16 protein-coding genes are annotated in these 16,903 nt (G+C 47.0%); 14 read left to right on the forward strand and 2 right to left on the reverse strand.

Going from position 1 to position 16,903, the window contains the following annotated elements; genetic code table 11:
* Positions 1 to 34: 34 nt before the first annotated feature.
* The 12 genes from AC0VXY_RS03180 (at position 35) to AC0VXY_RS03235 (ending at position 12,231) form a co-directional block, all read left to right on the forward strand.
* Complete coding sequence (locus AC0VXY_RS03180; RefSeq protein ID WP_475526856.1) at positions 35 to 1,555, forward strand: ATP-binding cassette domain-containing protein; 1,521 nt, start codon at positions 35 to 37, stop codon at positions 1,553 to 1,555.
* A 14-nt stretch (positions 1,556 to 1,569) separates the two neighbouring features.
* On the forward strand, positions 1,570 to 2,742 hold the full coding sequence (locus tag AC0VXY_RS03185) for a sugar ABC transporter permease (RefSeq protein WP_475526857.1): 1,173 nt from the start codon (positions 1,570 to 1,572) through the stop codon (positions 2,740 to 2,742).
* A gap of 165 nt (positions 2,743 to 2,907) precedes the next feature.
* Complete coding sequence (locus tag AC0VXY_RS03190) at positions 2,908 to 3,888, forward strand: sugar ABC transporter substrate-binding protein (RefSeq protein ID WP_475526858.1); 981 nt, start codon at positions 2,908 to 2,910, stop codon at positions 3,886 to 3,888.
* Positions 3,885 to 5,345, forward strand: a complete 1,461-nt coding sequence (locus AC0VXY_RS03195; RefSeq protein WP_475526859.1) for a sensor histidine kinase — start codon at positions 3,885 to 3,887, stop codon at positions 5,343 to 5,345. Before AC0VXY_RS03190 ends, AC0VXY_RS03195 begins: the two co-directional genes overlap by 4 nt.
* The gene (locus tag AC0VXY_RS03200) at positions 5,320 to 6,846 is read left to right on the forward strand and encodes a response regulator (RefSeq protein ID WP_475526860.1); all 1,527 of its coding nucleotides are present in this window, start codon (positions 5,320 to 5,322) and stop codon (positions 6,844 to 6,846) included. Before AC0VXY_RS03195 ends, AC0VXY_RS03200 begins: the two co-directional genes overlap by 26 nt.
* A gap of 15 nt (positions 6,847 to 6,861) precedes the next feature.
* Positions 6,862 to 7,914 carry a D-xylose ABC transporter substrate-binding protein gene (gene xylF, locus AC0VXY_RS03205; RefSeq protein ID WP_475526861.1) on the forward strand — a complete coding sequence of 351 codons (1,053 nt, stop codon included), beginning with the start codon at positions 6,862 to 6,864 and terminating at the stop codon, positions 7,912 to 7,914.
* A gap of 174 nt (positions 7,915 to 8,088) precedes the next feature.
* Positions 8,089 to 8,532, forward strand: a complete 444-nt coding sequence (locus tag AC0VXY_RS03210; RefSeq protein WP_435993395.1) for a hypothetical protein — start codon at positions 8,089 to 8,091, stop codon at positions 8,530 to 8,532.
* Between the two features lie 343 nt (positions 8,533 to 8,875).
* On the forward strand, positions 8,876 to 9,304 hold the full coding sequence (locus AC0VXY_RS03215; RefSeq protein ID WP_475526862.1) for a DUF6526 family protein: 429 nt from the start codon (positions 8,876 to 8,878) through the stop codon (positions 9,302 to 9,304).
* 60 nt (positions 9,305 to 9,364) lie between these two features.
* The gene (locus AC0VXY_RS03220; RefSeq protein ID WP_475526863.1) at positions 9,365 to 10,291 is read left to right on the forward strand and encodes an ABC transporter ATP-binding protein; all 927 of its coding nucleotides are present in this window, start codon (positions 9,365 to 9,367) and stop codon (positions 10,289 to 10,291) included.
* Positions 10,288 to 11,379: an ABC transporter permease gene (locus AC0VXY_RS03225; protein ID WP_475526864.1), complete on the forward strand. Its 1,092-nt coding sequence runs from the start codon at positions 10,288 to 10,290 to the stop codon at positions 11,377 to 11,379. The genes AC0VXY_RS03220 and AC0VXY_RS03225 overlap by 4 nt, the downstream gene beginning before the upstream one ends.
* Before the next feature lie 148 nt (positions 11,380 to 11,527).
* Entirely contained in the window at positions 11,528 to 11,704 is a 177-nt protein-coding gene (locus AC0VXY_RS03230) for a hypothetical protein (protein ID WP_435993387.1), read from the forward strand.
* A complete protein-coding gene (locus tag AC0VXY_RS03235; protein WP_475526865.1) occupies positions 11,695 to 12,231 on the forward strand; it encodes a hypothetical protein in 537 nt (178 codons plus the stop codon). Before AC0VXY_RS03230 ends, AC0VXY_RS03235 begins: the two co-directional genes overlap by 10 nt.
* A 91-nt stretch (positions 12,232 to 12,322) precedes the next feature.
* Here AC0VXY_RS03235 and AC0VXY_RS03240 read toward each other — a convergent pair whose 3' ends face one another.
* On the reverse strand, positions 12,323 to 12,940 hold the full coding sequence (locus AC0VXY_RS03240; RefSeq protein ID WP_475527802.1) for a sterol desaturase family protein: 618 nt from the start codon (positions 12,938 to 12,940) through the stop codon (positions 12,323 to 12,325).
* A gap of 2 nt (positions 12,941 to 12,942) precedes the next feature.
* Complete coding sequence (locus AC0VXY_RS03245) at positions 12,943 to 13,629, reverse strand: GntR family transcriptional regulator (protein WP_475526866.1); 687 nt, start codon at positions 13,627 to 13,629, stop codon at positions 12,943 to 12,945.
* A 190-nt stretch (positions 13,630 to 13,819) separates the two neighbouring features.
* Here AC0VXY_RS03245 and AC0VXY_RS03250 point away from each other — a divergent pair, with 190 nt between their 5' ends.
* Both AC0VXY_RS03250 and AC0VXY_RS03255 read left to right on the forward strand, forming a co-directional pair.
* Entirely contained in the window at positions 13,820 to 14,272 is a 453-nt protein-coding gene (locus tag AC0VXY_RS03250) for a MarR family winged helix-turn-helix transcriptional regulator (RefSeq protein ID WP_435993383.1), read from the forward strand.
* Positions 14,269 to 16,677, forward strand: coding sequence for an MMPL family transporter (locus AC0VXY_RS03255; RefSeq protein ID WP_475526867.1), 2,409 nt, complete (start codon positions 14,269 to 14,271; stop codon positions 16,675 to 16,677). Before AC0VXY_RS03250 ends, AC0VXY_RS03255 begins: the two co-directional genes overlap by 4 nt.
* Positions 16,678 to 16,903: the final 226 nt, after the last annotated feature.

Here is a 16,903-nt window from a genome sequence, read left to right on the forward strand (position 1 = left end):
TTGTCATTGTTTTTGTTAAAGGGGGTTAAGTGTGATGAAGAAGTATTTGTTAGAAATGAATGATATCTCTAAGGAATTTACGGGTGTCAAAGCACTGAGTGATGTGAATTTCAAGGTGGAAGAAGGGGAGATTCATTGCTTGATAGGTGAAAACGGTGCTGGGAAATCTACGCTAATGAAAGTGCTGAGCGGGGTGTATCCGTATGGGACGTATACGGGCGACATCGTGTTCGATGGAGCCGTTCAGCAATTTAACAAAATCAGTGACAGTGTCAACACAGGGATTGCCATCATCTATCAGGAGCTGGCTCTCTTTCCAGATCTGACCGTTTATGAAAATATTTTTGCAGGGAATGAAGTAAAGCTTGGAGGCTTCATTGATTGGAATCGGACCATCGTGGAGGCGCAGAAGCTCCTGAAGAAAGTGAAGCTGGATGTGAATCCCGATACTCTTGTGAGGGACCTCAGTGTAGGGAAACGCCAGCTGGTCGAGATAGCGAAGGCTTTGAGCAAAGACGTGAAATTATTGATTTTGGATGAACCGACAGCAGCATTGAATGAAGACGACAGTGAGAATCTGCTCGAATTACTGAAGGATCTGAAAAAACAAGGTATCACATGTATCATGATTTCCCACAAATTAAAGGAAGTCATTCACATCGCCGATAAGGCGACCGTTATCAGGGATGGTAAGACCATTTGCACCCTGGATGCATCTAAAGAGGAAGTATCTGAAGGGATCATCATTAAGAATATGGTGGGCCGTTCCATTGAAGATATCTATCCGAAACGACCGAATAAATCCCATGGTAAACCTATTTTGGAACTTCAAAACTGGTCTGCTTATGACCCGCAGCTTGGCAGACAGGTGATCAAGAATGTGGACCTTCATGTGAAAAAAGGGGAAATCGTCGGGATTGCGGGTCTCATGGGATCAGGTCGAACAGAGCTTGCCTTGAGCATATTCGGCAATGCGAAATCATACAAGCTTGAAGGGAACCTTGTATGGAATGACAACCTTACCACACTCAAACATACAAAGGATGCCATCAAAGCAGGAATCGCTTATGTCACAGAGGATCGTAAAGATGACGGGCTTTTCCTTTTGCAAGACATAAAAAGTAATATATCGGCTGCCAATTTAGGCGGGATCTCCTCCAAAGGGATCATCAATGATAATGAGGAAATCAAGGTGGCTGAGCGCTATCATTCTTCTCTTCATATCAAGGCATCTTCCCTTGAACAGCTCGTCGGGAACTTGAGCGGGGGAAATCAGCAGAAAGTATCCATCGGGAAATGGCTCTTCGTCGGACCGAAGCTTCTCATCCTGGATGAACCGACCAGGGGAATCGATGTCGGGGCGAAGTTCGAAATCTATACGGTGATGAACGAGCTGATCGAACAGGGACTCAGCATCATCATGATTTCTTCCGAGCTCGGGGAAGTACTCGGGATGAGTGATCGTGTATACGTCATGGCCCAGGGTGAAATCAAAGGGGAATTACAGGTGGAAGACGCCAATCAGGAAAAAATAATGGAACTTGCAACGCAATAAGGGGGTAAACACATATGAATATCTTTCAAGAAACAAGAATGCTGATTCGCGACAACATCCGTGATTACGGCATGTATATTGCGCTATTCGCTATCATACTTACATTTACGTTTATGACGGACGGCTTATTCATAACGTCCAGGAACATTAGTAATCTATTGGACTCTGCAGGCTATATCGCCGTGCTTGCTGTCGGGATGACCCTGGTCATCGTCATCCGGCATATCGATCTGTCCGTTGGATATGCGGCGGGATTCCTTGGTGCCATTGCCGCCATCCTGCTCACACAGGCAGGTCTCTCTACTTGGCTTACGATTCCAATCATTCTTATCATCGGAGCCATCGTCGGGTTGTTCAACGGTCTGCTTGTGGCCCAAATCGGGATCCCGTCTTTCGTAGCAACCCTTGCCGGAATGCTTATTTTCCGCGGGGCGCTGCTTCAGGTGACGGAGAAGACGGGCACCATCATCATTCAGGATGATCATTTTAATGCCATCGGAAACGGGTTTATCCCATCTCTAATGGAAGTAGGCGGACTCCATCTTCTATCCCTTCTTGTGGGGCTTGCAGGGATCATCCTGTATATTTATAGTGAAATCTCGACAAGACAAAATAAGATCAAGTACGAGTTTGAAGTCATCTCTTCACCGATTTTTGCCTTGAAGCTCGTCTTCGTTTCCGCCATCATCGGATATGTGACTTGGATTCTTGCGGGGTATCACGGGTTTTCCTGGACGGTCATCGTCATTCTGATCGTTGTGGTCGTCTATCACTTCCTGACTTCCAAAACAGTCCTTGGCCGCCATATCTACGCCGTGGGAAGCAATCCCGAAGCGGCTCATCTCAGCGGGATCAACGTAAAGAAAATCACCTATATCGTCTTCGGGTCTATGGGGATGCTTGCTGCCCTATCCGGTATATTGTTCACATCCCGTCTTCAATCCGCCACGACCACTGCGGGGACATTATTTGAACTGGACGCCATCGCTGCTGCTTACGTGGGAGGGGTATCATCTGCAGGTGGCGTCGGGAAAGTGACGGGTGCCATCATCGGAGCCATCGTCATGGCTTCATTGACAAGTGGAATGAACCTCCTTGGCGTCGGGATCTCCTATCAATATATGATCCGTGGAGGCGTGCTTGCAGGAGCTGTCATCTTTGATGTGATGACCCGTAAGAAAAGATAATCGAAGCAGCCGGATTCCTGAGGAGTCCGGCCTTGTTGCGTTGTTTTTTCTCCAATAAATCAAAAGGGGAATTTGAAAAATATAAGAAAGTACTGGATCCTTCCACATCTTTCCTGTGCTATGATAAAAGTAGGAGTTTTCACCGTGGGGAAGGGGACTTGTGGGGTGCGTAAGATCCGTATTGTCGGCCTTTTAGTGGTCGTTCTTATATTGTGTCATTTAACATTTTTATCAGCAAAAAGGGTTTTCGATGCCGACGCGCATCTACCCGGGGAGATGGGGATTTCTGGTGAAGATCGGCACAGGCTCGTGCTGATTACTCAGGATACCCGGACGCCGTTTTGGGACAAGGTAGCGAAGGGGGCGAAGTGGCAGGCAGAAGAAGAAGGTGTGAGCCTTGAAGTATGGGGAAGCTTTGGCAAAAATCAGGAGGAGTTCCTGAAAAACATTGAAATCGCCATTCAATCGAAGGTCGATGGAATCCTGATCCAGGGGACGGATACACCTGAATTCAAGGAGCTCACAAAGGTGAAGGCTTCCTTTAATGGGATTCCCGTGATAACGGTCGCCAATGATGTTCCGATGGAGGAGAGCCTGCGTCGTACATATGTAGGGTCTGATCAATATGAAGCAGGGAAGCTGGTTGCAAAAGAGCTTGTCCGTAAAATGGGGGATAGGGGCAAGATTGTCCTCATGGTGGATCGTGATCAGGAATATTATCAAAAAGAACGGGTCAGGGGCATCAGCGATGTAATGAAGGGATATCCTTCCATAGAACTTGTGGTTGGGGAAACAGGAAGGGACCGTGATCAGATCATTACGGCAACGAGGGAGGTCATGAACCGTTTTCCGGATATCGATGCGTTCATCTCTGTCAATGCGAGTAATCTCGGGGCCATGATCGATGAAATAAGTAAGCGCTCTCAAGAGGAGTCGTATTTCATTTATTCATTTGACGATGGACCGGAATCATTGACCCTATTATCACGGGGGATGATCGACGGTGTGGTCGAACAGGAGCCTGAGAAAATGGGAGGGATGAGCGTCCGTCTCATGGAGGAGTGGCTGAATGGCGAGACCGTTCCCCTTGATGAGGAAGGGTATCTGACCGAATTGAAGATATTGAAAGTGGAGAAGGACCCATGACAAACATCCAGAAAAAAATCCTCACCCTCACCACGGTGGTCATGATCATCATGTCCGCCATCTGGCTCGCCCTTACTTACTATAATTATAGGACGCATGAGCAATACAATGAGATTCTCAAGCGCTATCTGAACATGAATGAAGTATCAAGGGCAAGTCAGCAGGTGGTCAACGACTTGAATAACTATATGGTCGACACCAATGATAAAACCCTTAAACAATTGGAAAAAAGCAAGGAAGGGGTCGTATCGGCCAAGTCTGGTGTCTATTCCCTGCGAAACCGGGATAACGACTTTACCCTGACCAACTATCTTCACTTGATTGATAGTCTGGTAGAAACGACGGACCGATTGATCTTGTTCCAGAAAGAAAGGGATGCCGAAGCTTCTGCACAGGAGTTTGCCGAGGCAAACCGGATATCAGGCTATATCTCTGAGATGACCCTTACGTTGATAGATAAAGAATTGACGACGTACAATGTGATGTACAGGGGGATCATGGAGCAGTCGGCGGAGGTCATCAAGCTTGGGATTTGGGTGCTCCTTCTCATTACTTGTCTGCTCTTGATTGCTTCCTATTGGTTCTCACTCGGGATCACGCGTCCGGTCTTTCAGCTGACGAGGGCTGCAAATGAACTCTCAAAGGGGAATTTCAGCCGGCAGGTAAAGGTGGAGGGAAGCGATGAAATCGCCTTTTTGGCAAAGACGTTCGACCGCATGAGGATCAATATCAACAATCTAATCTCAGAAATCAAGCAGAAAGCGGCACTGGAACGGGAACTTCAGGAAAGTAAGCTTCTCTTACAAGAAAGCCAGTTTAGAAGCCTCCAGAGTCAAATCAATCCCCATTTCTTATTTAATACGTTAAATACCCTTTCAAAAAAAGCGTACTTAGAAGGATCAGAAGAGACGAGCGACCTCCTGGTGAGCGTGGCGGGAATCCTTCGTTATAATCTGAAACGGCAGAACAGGTCTGTTACATTAAGGGACGAGATTCATGTACTGGAACAATATATGCACATTCAAAAAGCGCGTTTCACCGATCGATTGCAACTGCACTTGGAAGTGGATGAAGCCTGCATGGACGTTCGAATACCGGCGTTGACCCTGCAACCCATCGTTGAAAATGCTGTTATACATGCGGTGGAACCGAAAGAGGATGGGGGGACGATCTGGTTTCGCGTCCGGGAAGAAGACAGCATCATCCTTGTTGAGATACAGGATGATGGCGTGGGAATGTCGCAGGAGAAAATCCGGCAGATTCTCCATGAAGAAGGATCCCGTGACGGCCATTCAACAGGGATTGGCTTTAGCAATGTGGTAAAGCGGCTTCAATTATTTTATGGGTTTGAAGATGTCTTCCGGATTGAAAGTGAAGAAGGCAAGGGTACAAAAATTTCGCTGAGGATTAAAAGGGAAGGAGCAGGTACGGATGATCAAGCTTCTCATAGTGGATGATGAGCAGTTGGAACGTGAAGGAATGCAGACGATTTTACAGAAGAATTTCCCCGGGCTTGATATTCAGCAGGCGAAGAACGGAATGATGGCTGTGGAGATGGTAAAGGAATATTGTCCTGATCTGATCTTGATGGATATTAAAATGCCCGTCATGAATGGTCTCGAGGCCATGGAAATCATCAACGTGGAACAGCCCCATATCAAATTCATCATGGTGACGGCCTATGATACCTTTTCGTACATGAAGGCAGCCATCAAGCTGGGCGTCAAGGACTATGTATTGAAGCCGAGCAAAGCTTCTGAGATCGTCCATACAATCAGAAAGGTGCTCGAACAGATTGAACAAGAGCGTGAGCGGCATGTAGAAACTCTGCATCAGAAGGAAAAATGGCAAAAGACACAGATGCTTGTTGAAACCGATGTGGTCACCCAGTTATTATTCGATCACGTCCATGACGTGCATGTCGATATGCTCATGGACATGCTCGAAATCCCTTCGTCTGAGGAAATGTTCGTGATGGTCCTGCACCTTCCTGAAGGAGGCGAAAAACAGTACTCCGCCATCCGGAAGAAAGTGTTACAAAGTGGTTGGACCGGGGCGTTGTACGGCAGGCAGCTCCCCATCATTGTGTTCAGGCAGCCTTCGACAACCTACAGGTCCCAGGCAATCGCCCTGGCAAGGGAGTTGCTTTCACTTGCTAAAGGCAATGAAAAGGAATGGTTCATCGGAATCGGAAAGGTGTATCCTTCAATGGATCAAGTGCGTCATTCCTATCAGGAAGCGATGCTTGCCACGGTTGATACACAGGTGCGAAAGAAATACCGCTTTTTCGAAGAAATCCCCCTGGAGCCCGGGAAACGGGAACAAGCCATGATGGATCAGAAGGACTTAATGGAGAAAATCAGACTGGGGAAGTGGGATCAGGTGCATGCCCGGATCATGAATTCTTTCACATTATTGGAGAAAGAGCGGACGCCCCTCGTTTACACCCAGCAGCGGACCCTTGAGGTACTGTGGATGATTTCCCGGACCTTGAGTGAATGCGGGGTCGAAACGGCCACGCCGCTTTTCACGTTACAGCCGATGGATTACCGTCAGCTGCGGGAAGAAACCGAACGGCTCCTAAGCGGCATGAAGGACTCGTATACAGAACGCTTCAACCGAATGGAGAGCGATACGTTCCAACAGATCAAACAATTCATCAAAGATCACTCCCATCAAGACATATCATTGGATTCCCTCGCACAAAAAGTGAACCTGAGCCCTATTTATATTAGTAAGATGTTCAAGGAGAAACAAGGGATCAACTACATCGATTTCCTGACGGAGTGTCGTATGGAGAAGGCGAAAACGCTACTCGGTGACATGGAGAAAAGCATAAAGGAAATCACCTTCGAAGTGGGATACCACGATCCGAATTATTTCAGCAAGGTCTTTAAGAAAATGACCCATTATTCTCCAAAAGAGTACCGAAAGACATTGCTTGGCCAACATGCATAAAGGGGAAAAGACGTCATGGTCCATTGGAAGAAACGGATAAATATAAGTTGGATAGTGATCACTGTGTTGATACTGGCTGCATGCGTTCAGAGGGATCCCGTCGAACAGGCGCATAAGGAAGAAGAGAAAGCCTCTCCCGACGTCGTGAAGATCGGATTCTCCATGGATACACTCGAGGAAGAACGATGGGTGAGGGATCGTGATTTATTCAAACAGGCCGTTGAAGACCTGGGGGCAGAAGTGGAAATCACGGAGGCAAGAGGAAACGATGCCCTTCAAGTCCTTCAGGCAGAAACGTTAATCAGTCAGGGAATCGATGTGCTGGTCATCGTTCCTTATAACGCGGAAGCCGCGGCGGCAATCGTTCAGAAAGCCCATCGCGCCGGCATCAAGGTGGTTTCGTATGACCGGCTTGTGAAAAATGCCGACATCGATCTGTATGTCTCATTTGATAACGAACGGGTAGGGGAGCTTCAGGCAAAGGCCCTTACAGAACGTGTCCCAAAGGGGAAGTATGTGTACATTGGAGGTGCCGATACCGACTACAATGCCCACCTGATGAAAAAAGGCGTCTTCAGCGTCCTGGACTCTCTAATTGACCAAGGGGATATCCAGATCGTCTATGATCAATGGACAGATAACTGGCTGCCCGGAAACGCCTACTCCAATATGAAAGAGGCCCTGACAGCCAACCACAATAAAATAGACGCAGTCATTGCAGCCAATGATGCAACCGCCGGAATGGCATTGAAGGCACTGGAAGAAGCAGGCCTAGAAGGGAAAGTCCCCATCGCAGGACAAGACGCAGAGCTTGCCGCAGCTCAAAGGATCGTTCGCGGTACACAAACAATGACCGTCTACAAACCGATCAACACCCTTGCCCGTGAAGCGGCATCCCTTGCCATCGCACTCGCCAAAGACGAATACATCGACACCGATAAAAAAATCAACAATGGTAAAATCGAAGTCCCATCCGTCCTCCTTGAACCCATTGCCGTAAACCGGGACAACCTCGATCGCACCATCATTGCGGATGGTTTTCATTCGAGGGAGGACGTGTATAAGTGATTCTGTGCGTGAAAAGCATCCGAATATCGGGTGCTATTATTTTTTATAGAAACCGATGGAAAATCGAGCTTCTCATCAAGAAAGGGGGAAGAACTCTGCAAAAATAGCACTTTCATAATTTTTCCAATTCCGTTATACTCAACATAAATGAATGGAATGGGGGATGGGGAAATCGTGCGAAAAATGGCTTTTATGTTCCTGACAGGTTCTTTACTCTTTGCAGGGTGTTCGAATACAGAACAGGCAGATGCATACACCGTGAAGGAAGCAACTGACAATGGTGACACGCTCGTGGATGAAGAAGGGGAAGTAACCAATCTGGACAAACTATTGCGTTTTGTAGATGGGGTACAGGAGAAGAAAGAGTCTGAAGTGACGGTATCCAACTTTTTCAACAACCAGGTAAGTGTGAATAAAATAACGTACGATGGAAATAAAGTCAACTATGTGTTGAAGACCGGTACCGGGGAAGAAAAGAGAAGTGCGGTTTGCGACGGAATAGAAGAAAGGACCGGATTCATCTCTTTGCAGGGGTGTGACGGGGAAGAGGATGCGATTGGGATCGTGCAGGTTTCGGAATATAAAGTAAATAAGGCAAGGGCTTCGATGAAAGACTGAACGGCAGCATCCATATTCGGATGCTTTTTTTAAATAGCATCGGCATAGAATGGTGTTCGTTAAGGTTTAGGGGGATAAAAAAAAGGGGTGAGAAGCTTGAGTATGGGGTGGATGAGGCGTCAGTAGAAGGGGATTACGTCATTTTCCACTGTGATTACGTCATTATTTTAATCATTGATTTTTTAATAAAAAATTCCAACTGATTCATTAGGATCAACTTCTCTAAGTTACAACAAAATGTCATACGGCATACCCCGCCTCGAATATGATGTCTAAGTGAGCCTTTTTCACAATCCCTTATCCATCTGGTATATAATGAATCTATCACCTTCAGGAGGTACATATGAAACCGCAAAACTATGAAAATCACAGCAAGGTCGATCCGGTATTTCATGTAGGGATTGCCCTGTCAGCCCTTATCACCCTTATTTTGACGATTACATTTTTCGTGAAGAATGTGGGTAAGGAGACATTGCTTAGCTTTATCGTACTACTGGTCGTGACTACATTGATCCTGGTCGGGGTGAGGCTCCGGACATATGCCCTTCAAATTCAGGACCGGGTGATCCGTGCGGAAGAGAATTTCCGTTACTACCGTCTCACAGGAAATGAGCTGGATAGCCGACTATCCCTGAAGCAAATCATCGCCCTCAGGTTTGCTCCGGATGAAGAATTCCCGGTGTTGGTCGAACGGACACTGGCGGAAACCTTAACACCCAATGATATTAAAAAAGCTGTGCAGAATTGGCGTGCAGATCATCATCGCGTATAAACAACAAGGATTGGACCGCTCATTCATGGGCGGTTACGTTTTTTTAGAAGGAGGCTCGTTATGCCGAACGAAATCATGGTAGATGTAAAAGATTTAGTGAAAAGATATGGTTCCTTTACGGCGGTGAAGGGAGTCCGCTTTCAGGTGGAGAAGGGGGAAATCTTCGGATTGCTCGGGCCGAACGGTGCCGGGAAGACGACGACGATCGAGATGCTCGTGGGACTCCGGAAGCCGGACGCGGGGACGGCAAGCTTAGCAGGCTTTGACGTCCGGAAAGATGTGAATAAGGTGAAGGAAGTGATTGGGGTCCAGCTTCAGTCGACCTCACTGTTTGAATTGCTCAAGGTGGAGGAAATCCTTCATTTGTATGCGAGCTTTTATCCGAAAAATGTGGACATCGATCAATTGATCGAAGATATGCTGCTGACGGAGAAGCGGAAGGACCGGATTAAGGGACTATCAGGCGGGCAGAAGCAGCGTCTGGCAATTGCCCTGGCACTGATCCACGATCCGAATATTGTATTTCTCGACGAACCGACGACGGGACTGGATCCTCAGGCAAGAAGGACGCTGTGGGATATTGTGCTGCGACTCAAGGAGCGGGGGAAGACGGTGATCCTGTCGACTCACTATATGGATGAAGCCCATGTTCTCTGCGACCGGATTGGCATCATGGACCAAGGGGAGCTCATCGCCCTCGATACACCTGGAAATCTTGTGAAAACACTGCAGTCGACAAGTACGATTGAATTTCATCTGGACAATCCTCCTGAACAAGTTTGGTTCATGAAGATGGAGGGAGTGGAAGAAGTCGCCATCAAGGATTCATTCGTCCAGCTTTACACCGATGAACTGCAAAGGGCGTTGACGTCCTTGATTACCTTATCGACAGAGCATGATTTGGAAATCGAGGACCTCCAGACGCGTCAGGCGACGCTCGAGGATGTCTTCATTCATATGACAGGAAGGAGGCTGAGGGAATCATGAGAGCGTATTGGCAGCTGACACTGGCACAATTGCGGATTTTTGCACGAAACAAACAAGTATTGTTCTTCACACTGCTCTTCCCGGTCATCCTGATGGTAGCCCTCGGATCATTCGCAGGCGGAGGGAACTCGGTAACGCTCTCGGTGGGGATAATCGACAGTGATCAAACCGATGCCTCAAAGGATTTAAAGAACTTATTCTTAAAAAATGATGGAATTGAAACCGAGAAATTTGATACTGTCAAAACGGGAAAAAAAGCCGTGAAAAACGGTGATATCCAGCTTCTGATCACAATCCCGAAAGGATATGGGGAAAACGTGAAGGACAGGGACGAAGCGTTCTCGATTCCCGTCTACTATAACGAGAAAAACCTGACAACCGCGGAGCTTGGACTGACGGTAGTGAACGGAATCATCGATCAATACAGCAAGGAACTCGTCGATTATAAGCCTGTCGTCACGGTCGAGAAAGTCGGGATCGAGGCATTGAACATTCGCTATGTCGATTTCCTCGTACCGGGGATCGTGGCCATGATGATTATGAGCAACAATATGAACGGGGTGGCCGGTCAAATTTCTGCCTGGCGTGAACGGGGCATCCTCCGCCGCATGCAGGGAACGAGGCTGAAGGCATCCACCTTCATTGCAGCCCAAATCACGGCACGACTGATGCTGAATGGGACCCAGGCCCTCCTTGTCGTACTGATTGCCGATCTTATTTTTGACATTAACGTAGCAGGCTCGTGGCTTGCGATGATCTTCTTCATCATCCTTGGGACCCTGGCATTTATGTCTCTCGGCTTCATCATTGCGGGTATGGCGAAGAACCCGGAAAGTGCAGGGCCGATTGCGGGCTTCGTGACGTTTCCGATGCTGTTTCTTGGCGGTGTGTTCTTCCCGATCAACAATATGCCGGACATCATCCAGCCCATCGTGAAGGTGTTGCCGATCGCTCACCTCAGTTCCGCGCTGAGGGAAACGATGAATCTCGGAACACCGTTTTTGGAGCTTGGGACGGAGACCTTGATCCTTGGAGCTTGGCTCGTTGGCGGGTTTGCATTGGCTAGTTATGTGTTTAAGTGGGAATAGAGAGAGCTATTCAACAGATAAGTTAAAATGTCTTCCAAAGTGGAATAGTGATACGGGAAATGTTATAATTTTACTAATAGATGCATATACTAATTACTACTTTTGTTTGAAAAGGGTGATGGGTATGTGTGAGAAGGAGGATGGTAAAATGACTACTGAAACAGTTTCTCAACAATATACATTGGATGAGGATGATTCCAGAAAAATTATTTCCTCTCCACGTACGGTGATTAAGAGTACAGGTGTATTTAACGATCTAAAGCTTAACAAAACCGATAGAATACAAAACGCTGAAAGGATCCTGAACAAACGAAGATGCAAGTAGTCAGTTTAACTAGTTTGTTACAGGCAGCTCGAGACGAGGACGAAGTTTATAACTTCCTAAGTTCGTTTCAATGTGATAAGAATAAAGAGGTCGAATCCTTTCTTCATTCTTCAGCCATTCCAAATGAAAAAAGGGCTTTTACACGGACAAGTCTAATTATAGATGATGAACAAGAGGGTGAAATAATAGGATATTTCACCCTCTTGATAAAGCCATTTGACTTAAGCGAAGAAGTTTCAAATGAATCAAGAAAAAGATTAACCGGTGATAAAAAAGCAAAAGTTTTCATTTCTATATTGATTGCGCAATTGGGACGAGACGACCAGTATAAAGGTAAAGTTAAAGGGAATGTCATTCTGGATTTGGCACTAGAACACTGTGAATGGATATTTGATCTATCTGGCTTACTTGTCGTTTGCGTAGAATATGATGATGTATCGTACCTAAACGACTTTTATTTGCAAAATGACTTCAAGATTTTACAGATTAATAGTAATCAAAAAGTATTATCTTATTTAAGGTTGTAATAGATTATCAGTTTACTTAAATGGTGAAAGATTTCAGAGTTTGTAAAGGATACATAAAAAGTCCAATCGGATCTACCCGACTGGACTTTTTTCATGCCCTCTTCTCCAAATCCTTCGCCGTCTCACTCATCTCCACGTCGTTTCCTTCTTTGTAGGTTCCAAACAACACATCGACAAATGGGGTGGAGACCCCGTACCAATAGTTCTCATTCTTATAATGGTGGAGGATATGCGTCTTTTTGAGCCAGCGGCCGAACCGCGTCTTCGGCTTCATGGGACGGTGAGCGACGTAGTGTTTCCATTCATACACAAAGAACATGAAGAGAATCCCGGTGGTGAAGGCAAGGGTGAATGACATCGAACCGGTCAGGAAATAAAACAACAGACACAGGAGAAAGAGGTTGGGTGCGCTGTACCAGATCGGCAGAAAGAGCAGCTTCAGGTCATTCGGCTTCTTATGATGATCATAGTGCAGGCGCTTGATTAAATTCAGTAAAAAAGGGTTCTTCGGTGACTTGATGTGAAAGAGGAAGCGGTGGGTGAGGTATTCGCTGAACATATAGGTGACGATCCCGACGGCAAAAAATAAGAAGCTGAATAGGGATAGCTCCTTCGTGAACAAAAAGCCGAGTACCACGAGAAAAATGCCCACCATGACTAAAATATCAAAGTGTAAAAAGAAATCCCGATACAATCGATTCTTTTTCATCATTACTTACCTCCATTCATTTTCTGTTTCCATAGACGTATGCTCGTTTCCATCATGTCCCGGACGGTTTGTTCGGCTTGGTGAAGATCCCCATCTAACATCCATTTAAGAAGTGTTTCGTAATAATCCCGTGAAGCGGCGCGATGGGTGGGATCGCTGAAATATTTTTCCGCCATCCTGATATACACATCCTTAAAACTGTTCAGAATCAAGAGATAAATCGGATTCGGCGCCAGCATGGCAACCCGATGCTGGATATGCCAGTCAAATTCCGCATACGTAAGAGCTTTGTCATCAATATCTTCAAACGGAGCGAAGAGGGAAATGACCTTCAGCTTGTTGTTCTCCATAGCGTCCCTGAAATATGTGGGGGTAATGGAGACGCGCAGCTGGAGCATATATACGATGAATTCATCCGGGATTTCTTCTTCATGCTGAAGGATCGTGGCGATGGTCATCAGGTTCCCTTGCTTCCAGTAATCATTCACGACTGCAGGCATTCCCTTCCGGCTCCGGGTCCAGCCGTCCCGTTCCAATCTTTGCAGTGCCTCGCGAATGGTAGGGCGCCCCACTTTGTAACGAGAAGCCAAATCTCTTTCTGATTGAAGGGGTTCCTGAATCTTTAGTTCCCCACCCAGTATGGACCGGGTAATGTCACGGGCAATGAGATGGGAAGAACGTTCTTTCATTGAGTGTACCTCCTGGTTGGTATTACCAATTTTAAAATGTGGTAATACCATTATATGATTCTAGTGGATGTATTTGTCAATAAATTCTGAAATTTTATAAGGTTACTTTTTCGAACACCTTATTTCTTGACTGTAACTAGTTGACCCCCTAAACTATAAAATAGAATCATTAGTTTAGGGGGTCAACTAGTTGGATAAGCGGTTAATTGAAGCAGTCGAGCTCTTCGAGGATGTAATGGTGTTCGGGACAGATCGGGTGCTGAAGAATGTAAAAGCTGACGTGTGGCAGGAATATTCACCTGAGCAGATCCAGGTGCTGAAGCTTGTGAATAAGAACGGCCCACTTGCAGGGGGTGTGATTGCCGAGCTCCAGGGGGTTCATAAGAGTGCGATTTCAAATCGTTTGAAGAGGCTTGAAGAGAAGGGTCTCATCGAAATCGTGAAGGCAGAAGGAGATCAGCGAAGCAAGCTTGTATGCCTCACGGATGATGGGCGCAGGGTCGTAAGTGAGTCAGATCAAGCGGTTTATGCCTATATTGAAGACTTATTCGCCGATCACGTGAAGGACGAGGAACTGGATCAATTCCTGACCATGTTCCGGAAGATCAGATCGATTTTGAAATTGGAGGGTGAAAAAGGATGAAATCCATCATCAAATTCAAGTGGCCGGTTACGATCGGTCTTCTTATAGTAACGGTTTTATTGTTTGTGATTTCGCCCAATCTGTCTAAGCAGGCAGAAGATGCTGGGACGTTCCAACTTCCGGATGATGCAGCATCGAAGAAAGCGATGGAAATGCTGAATGACGCCGGGGCAGGGGAAGAAACGATATCCCTTGTGTATGCACTGGACGAAAAATTGACGGATTCAGCAAAGAAAGACATTGCGTCAAATGTAGATGAATTGAAAGAACTTGGGGATCCAGTCAGCTCGGTTCTTGATCCGTTTGAAAGCGAGGAACTGGAGGATCAGCTTGTCTCAGAAGACAAAAAGACCGTCCTTGTTCCGATCACGGTTGACGGAACACAGGAGGAAGTGGTGGAGCTCGCGGATTCCATCAAGTCTGACATCCTGAAAGGCGAGTCATCCGTGTACCTCACCGGGGAAGCGATCATCAACAACGATGTGAATCTGAGCGCACAGGAAGGACTGAAACGGACGGAGATCATTACGGTCGTCTTGATTTTCGCCCTTTTACTAGCCGTATTCCGTTCAATTGTGACCCCATTGATTCCGTTAGTGGCAGTCGGGATCACTTATTTACTCAGCCAATCGATCGTCGCGTTTTTCATTGATTGGTTCGGGTTTCCTGTTTCGAACTATACGCAGATATTCCTGGTCGCCATTCTGTTCGGAATCGGGACGGATTATTGCATCCTGTTGCTGAGCCGGTTCAAGGAGGAGCTTGGAGCGGGTCAGCCCATCAATGAGGCGATTATCCGCACGTATAAGACCGCGGGACGCACGCTTTACATAAGCGGACTTGCCGTATTCATCGGGTTCTTTGCCATCGGGTTTGCCGACTTCCCGATCTTTAAGTCAGCCGTGGCCGTGGCAGTTGGAATTGCGGTTCTGCTTCTGGTTTTGAGCACGGTCATGCCGTTCTTCATGGCTACCTTGAAGGAAAAATTGTTCTGGCCATCGAAGAAATCCGTTTCTCATAATGACAGCAAGTTATGGGCATGGATGGGCAAGCTTTCCGTCAATCGTCCGCTATTGTCCATGGCCGTAGTGGCTGTTATCACGGTGCCATTGTTGTTTACGTATGACGATGCCCTGTCCTTCAACACGGTGGATGAAATCGGGGACAGCTATGATTCGGTCAAAGGTCTGCAGGCGATTGAAGACGGATTCGGTCAAGGGGATTCCCTGCCGGTCCAGGTTCTGCTTTCAAGCGATGAGAAGCTTGTGACCGAGGATACCGTTCCTTACGTTGAAAAGTTGAGCCGTGAGCTTGCGAAAGTCGACGGGGTGAAGAGTGTACGGTCCATCACACGTCCTGCTGGCGATGCAATCGAAGAATTCAATGTAGACTATCAGCTTGGAAAGATTGCTGAAGGTGTGAACGGGGCGGCTGATGGTCTCGATCAGGCCGTGAAAGGACTCAGTCAGCAGTCAGCCATGGCTGGGCAAGGTCAGGCACCTCAACCGGGAGCACCGAATTCACTCGAGGGTCTGAACCAGATCACAGGTGGATTGAATCAGGCCGGAGATCAGCTTCAGGGGATGAGTGACAGCGAGACCATCCGCGATACCGGGTTATACTTACCACCGGGTACATTGGAAAATAAAGAATTTGCCCAGGTGATCGACCGGTATTCTTTTGGAGAAGAAAAAGGGATGAAGCTCGAAGTCATCCTGTCCGATAATCCGTATTCACCGGAAGCCATCGACACCGTGGACCGGATAAATGAAACGACGGAACGCGTCATCAAGGATACGCCTCTTGAAGATACCGAAGTCGCTATCGGAGGAGTCTCAAGCATCAACCGTGACCTTAGCGATATCTCAACGAGTGACTTCACCCAGACCGTTACGATCATGCTTATCAGTTTGTTCGTCGTCCTGGCGATCCTGTTCCGTTCATTCATCATGCCGCTTTACATGATCGCATCCCTTCTACTGACGTACTTCACGTCCGTCGCCGTAGCCGAGTGGATCTTCGTGGAGGGACTTGGATATGACGGCATCAGCTGGGCCGTTCCGTTCTTCGGATTCGTCATGCTTGTGGCCCTTGGAGTCGACTACTCGATCTTTCTCATGGACCGTTTCCGTGAAGAGGCATCAGAAGGCATGACGGTGACCGACGCCATCAAAGCATCGATGGCGAAGATGGGAACTGTCATCATTACGGCAGCTATCATCCTCGCAGGTACATTCGGTGCCATGGTACCATCGGGCGTGCTCAGTCTCGTGCAGATCGCGACAATCGTCATAACCGGCCTGCTTCTGTATGGACTGATTGTCTTGCCACTGTTGATACCAGCCATGACCGTGTCATTCGGGAATGGGGTCTGGTGGCCGTTCCGACCGAAGAAGGAAAAGTAGATTGATAGCAGCCCGTTCTAATATAGAGCGGGCTGTCTTTTGAGTGAAAGACTAGTTCAGACAAAAACGAAGTGAAAAACAAACGAAATACTCTGAATTTTAGTTCGATTAATAGGAAAAAATATTTTTCTGAAAAACTAATCAGAATCTCTACTGAAGTTGTCGGGTTTCTCTTTGACATATAAGGGTTCAGAAAAGGTGAGGGTACTTCCAAACCTTTATCACC

The organism is Rossellomorea sp. QJM3NY_18 (assembly GCF_056173145.1).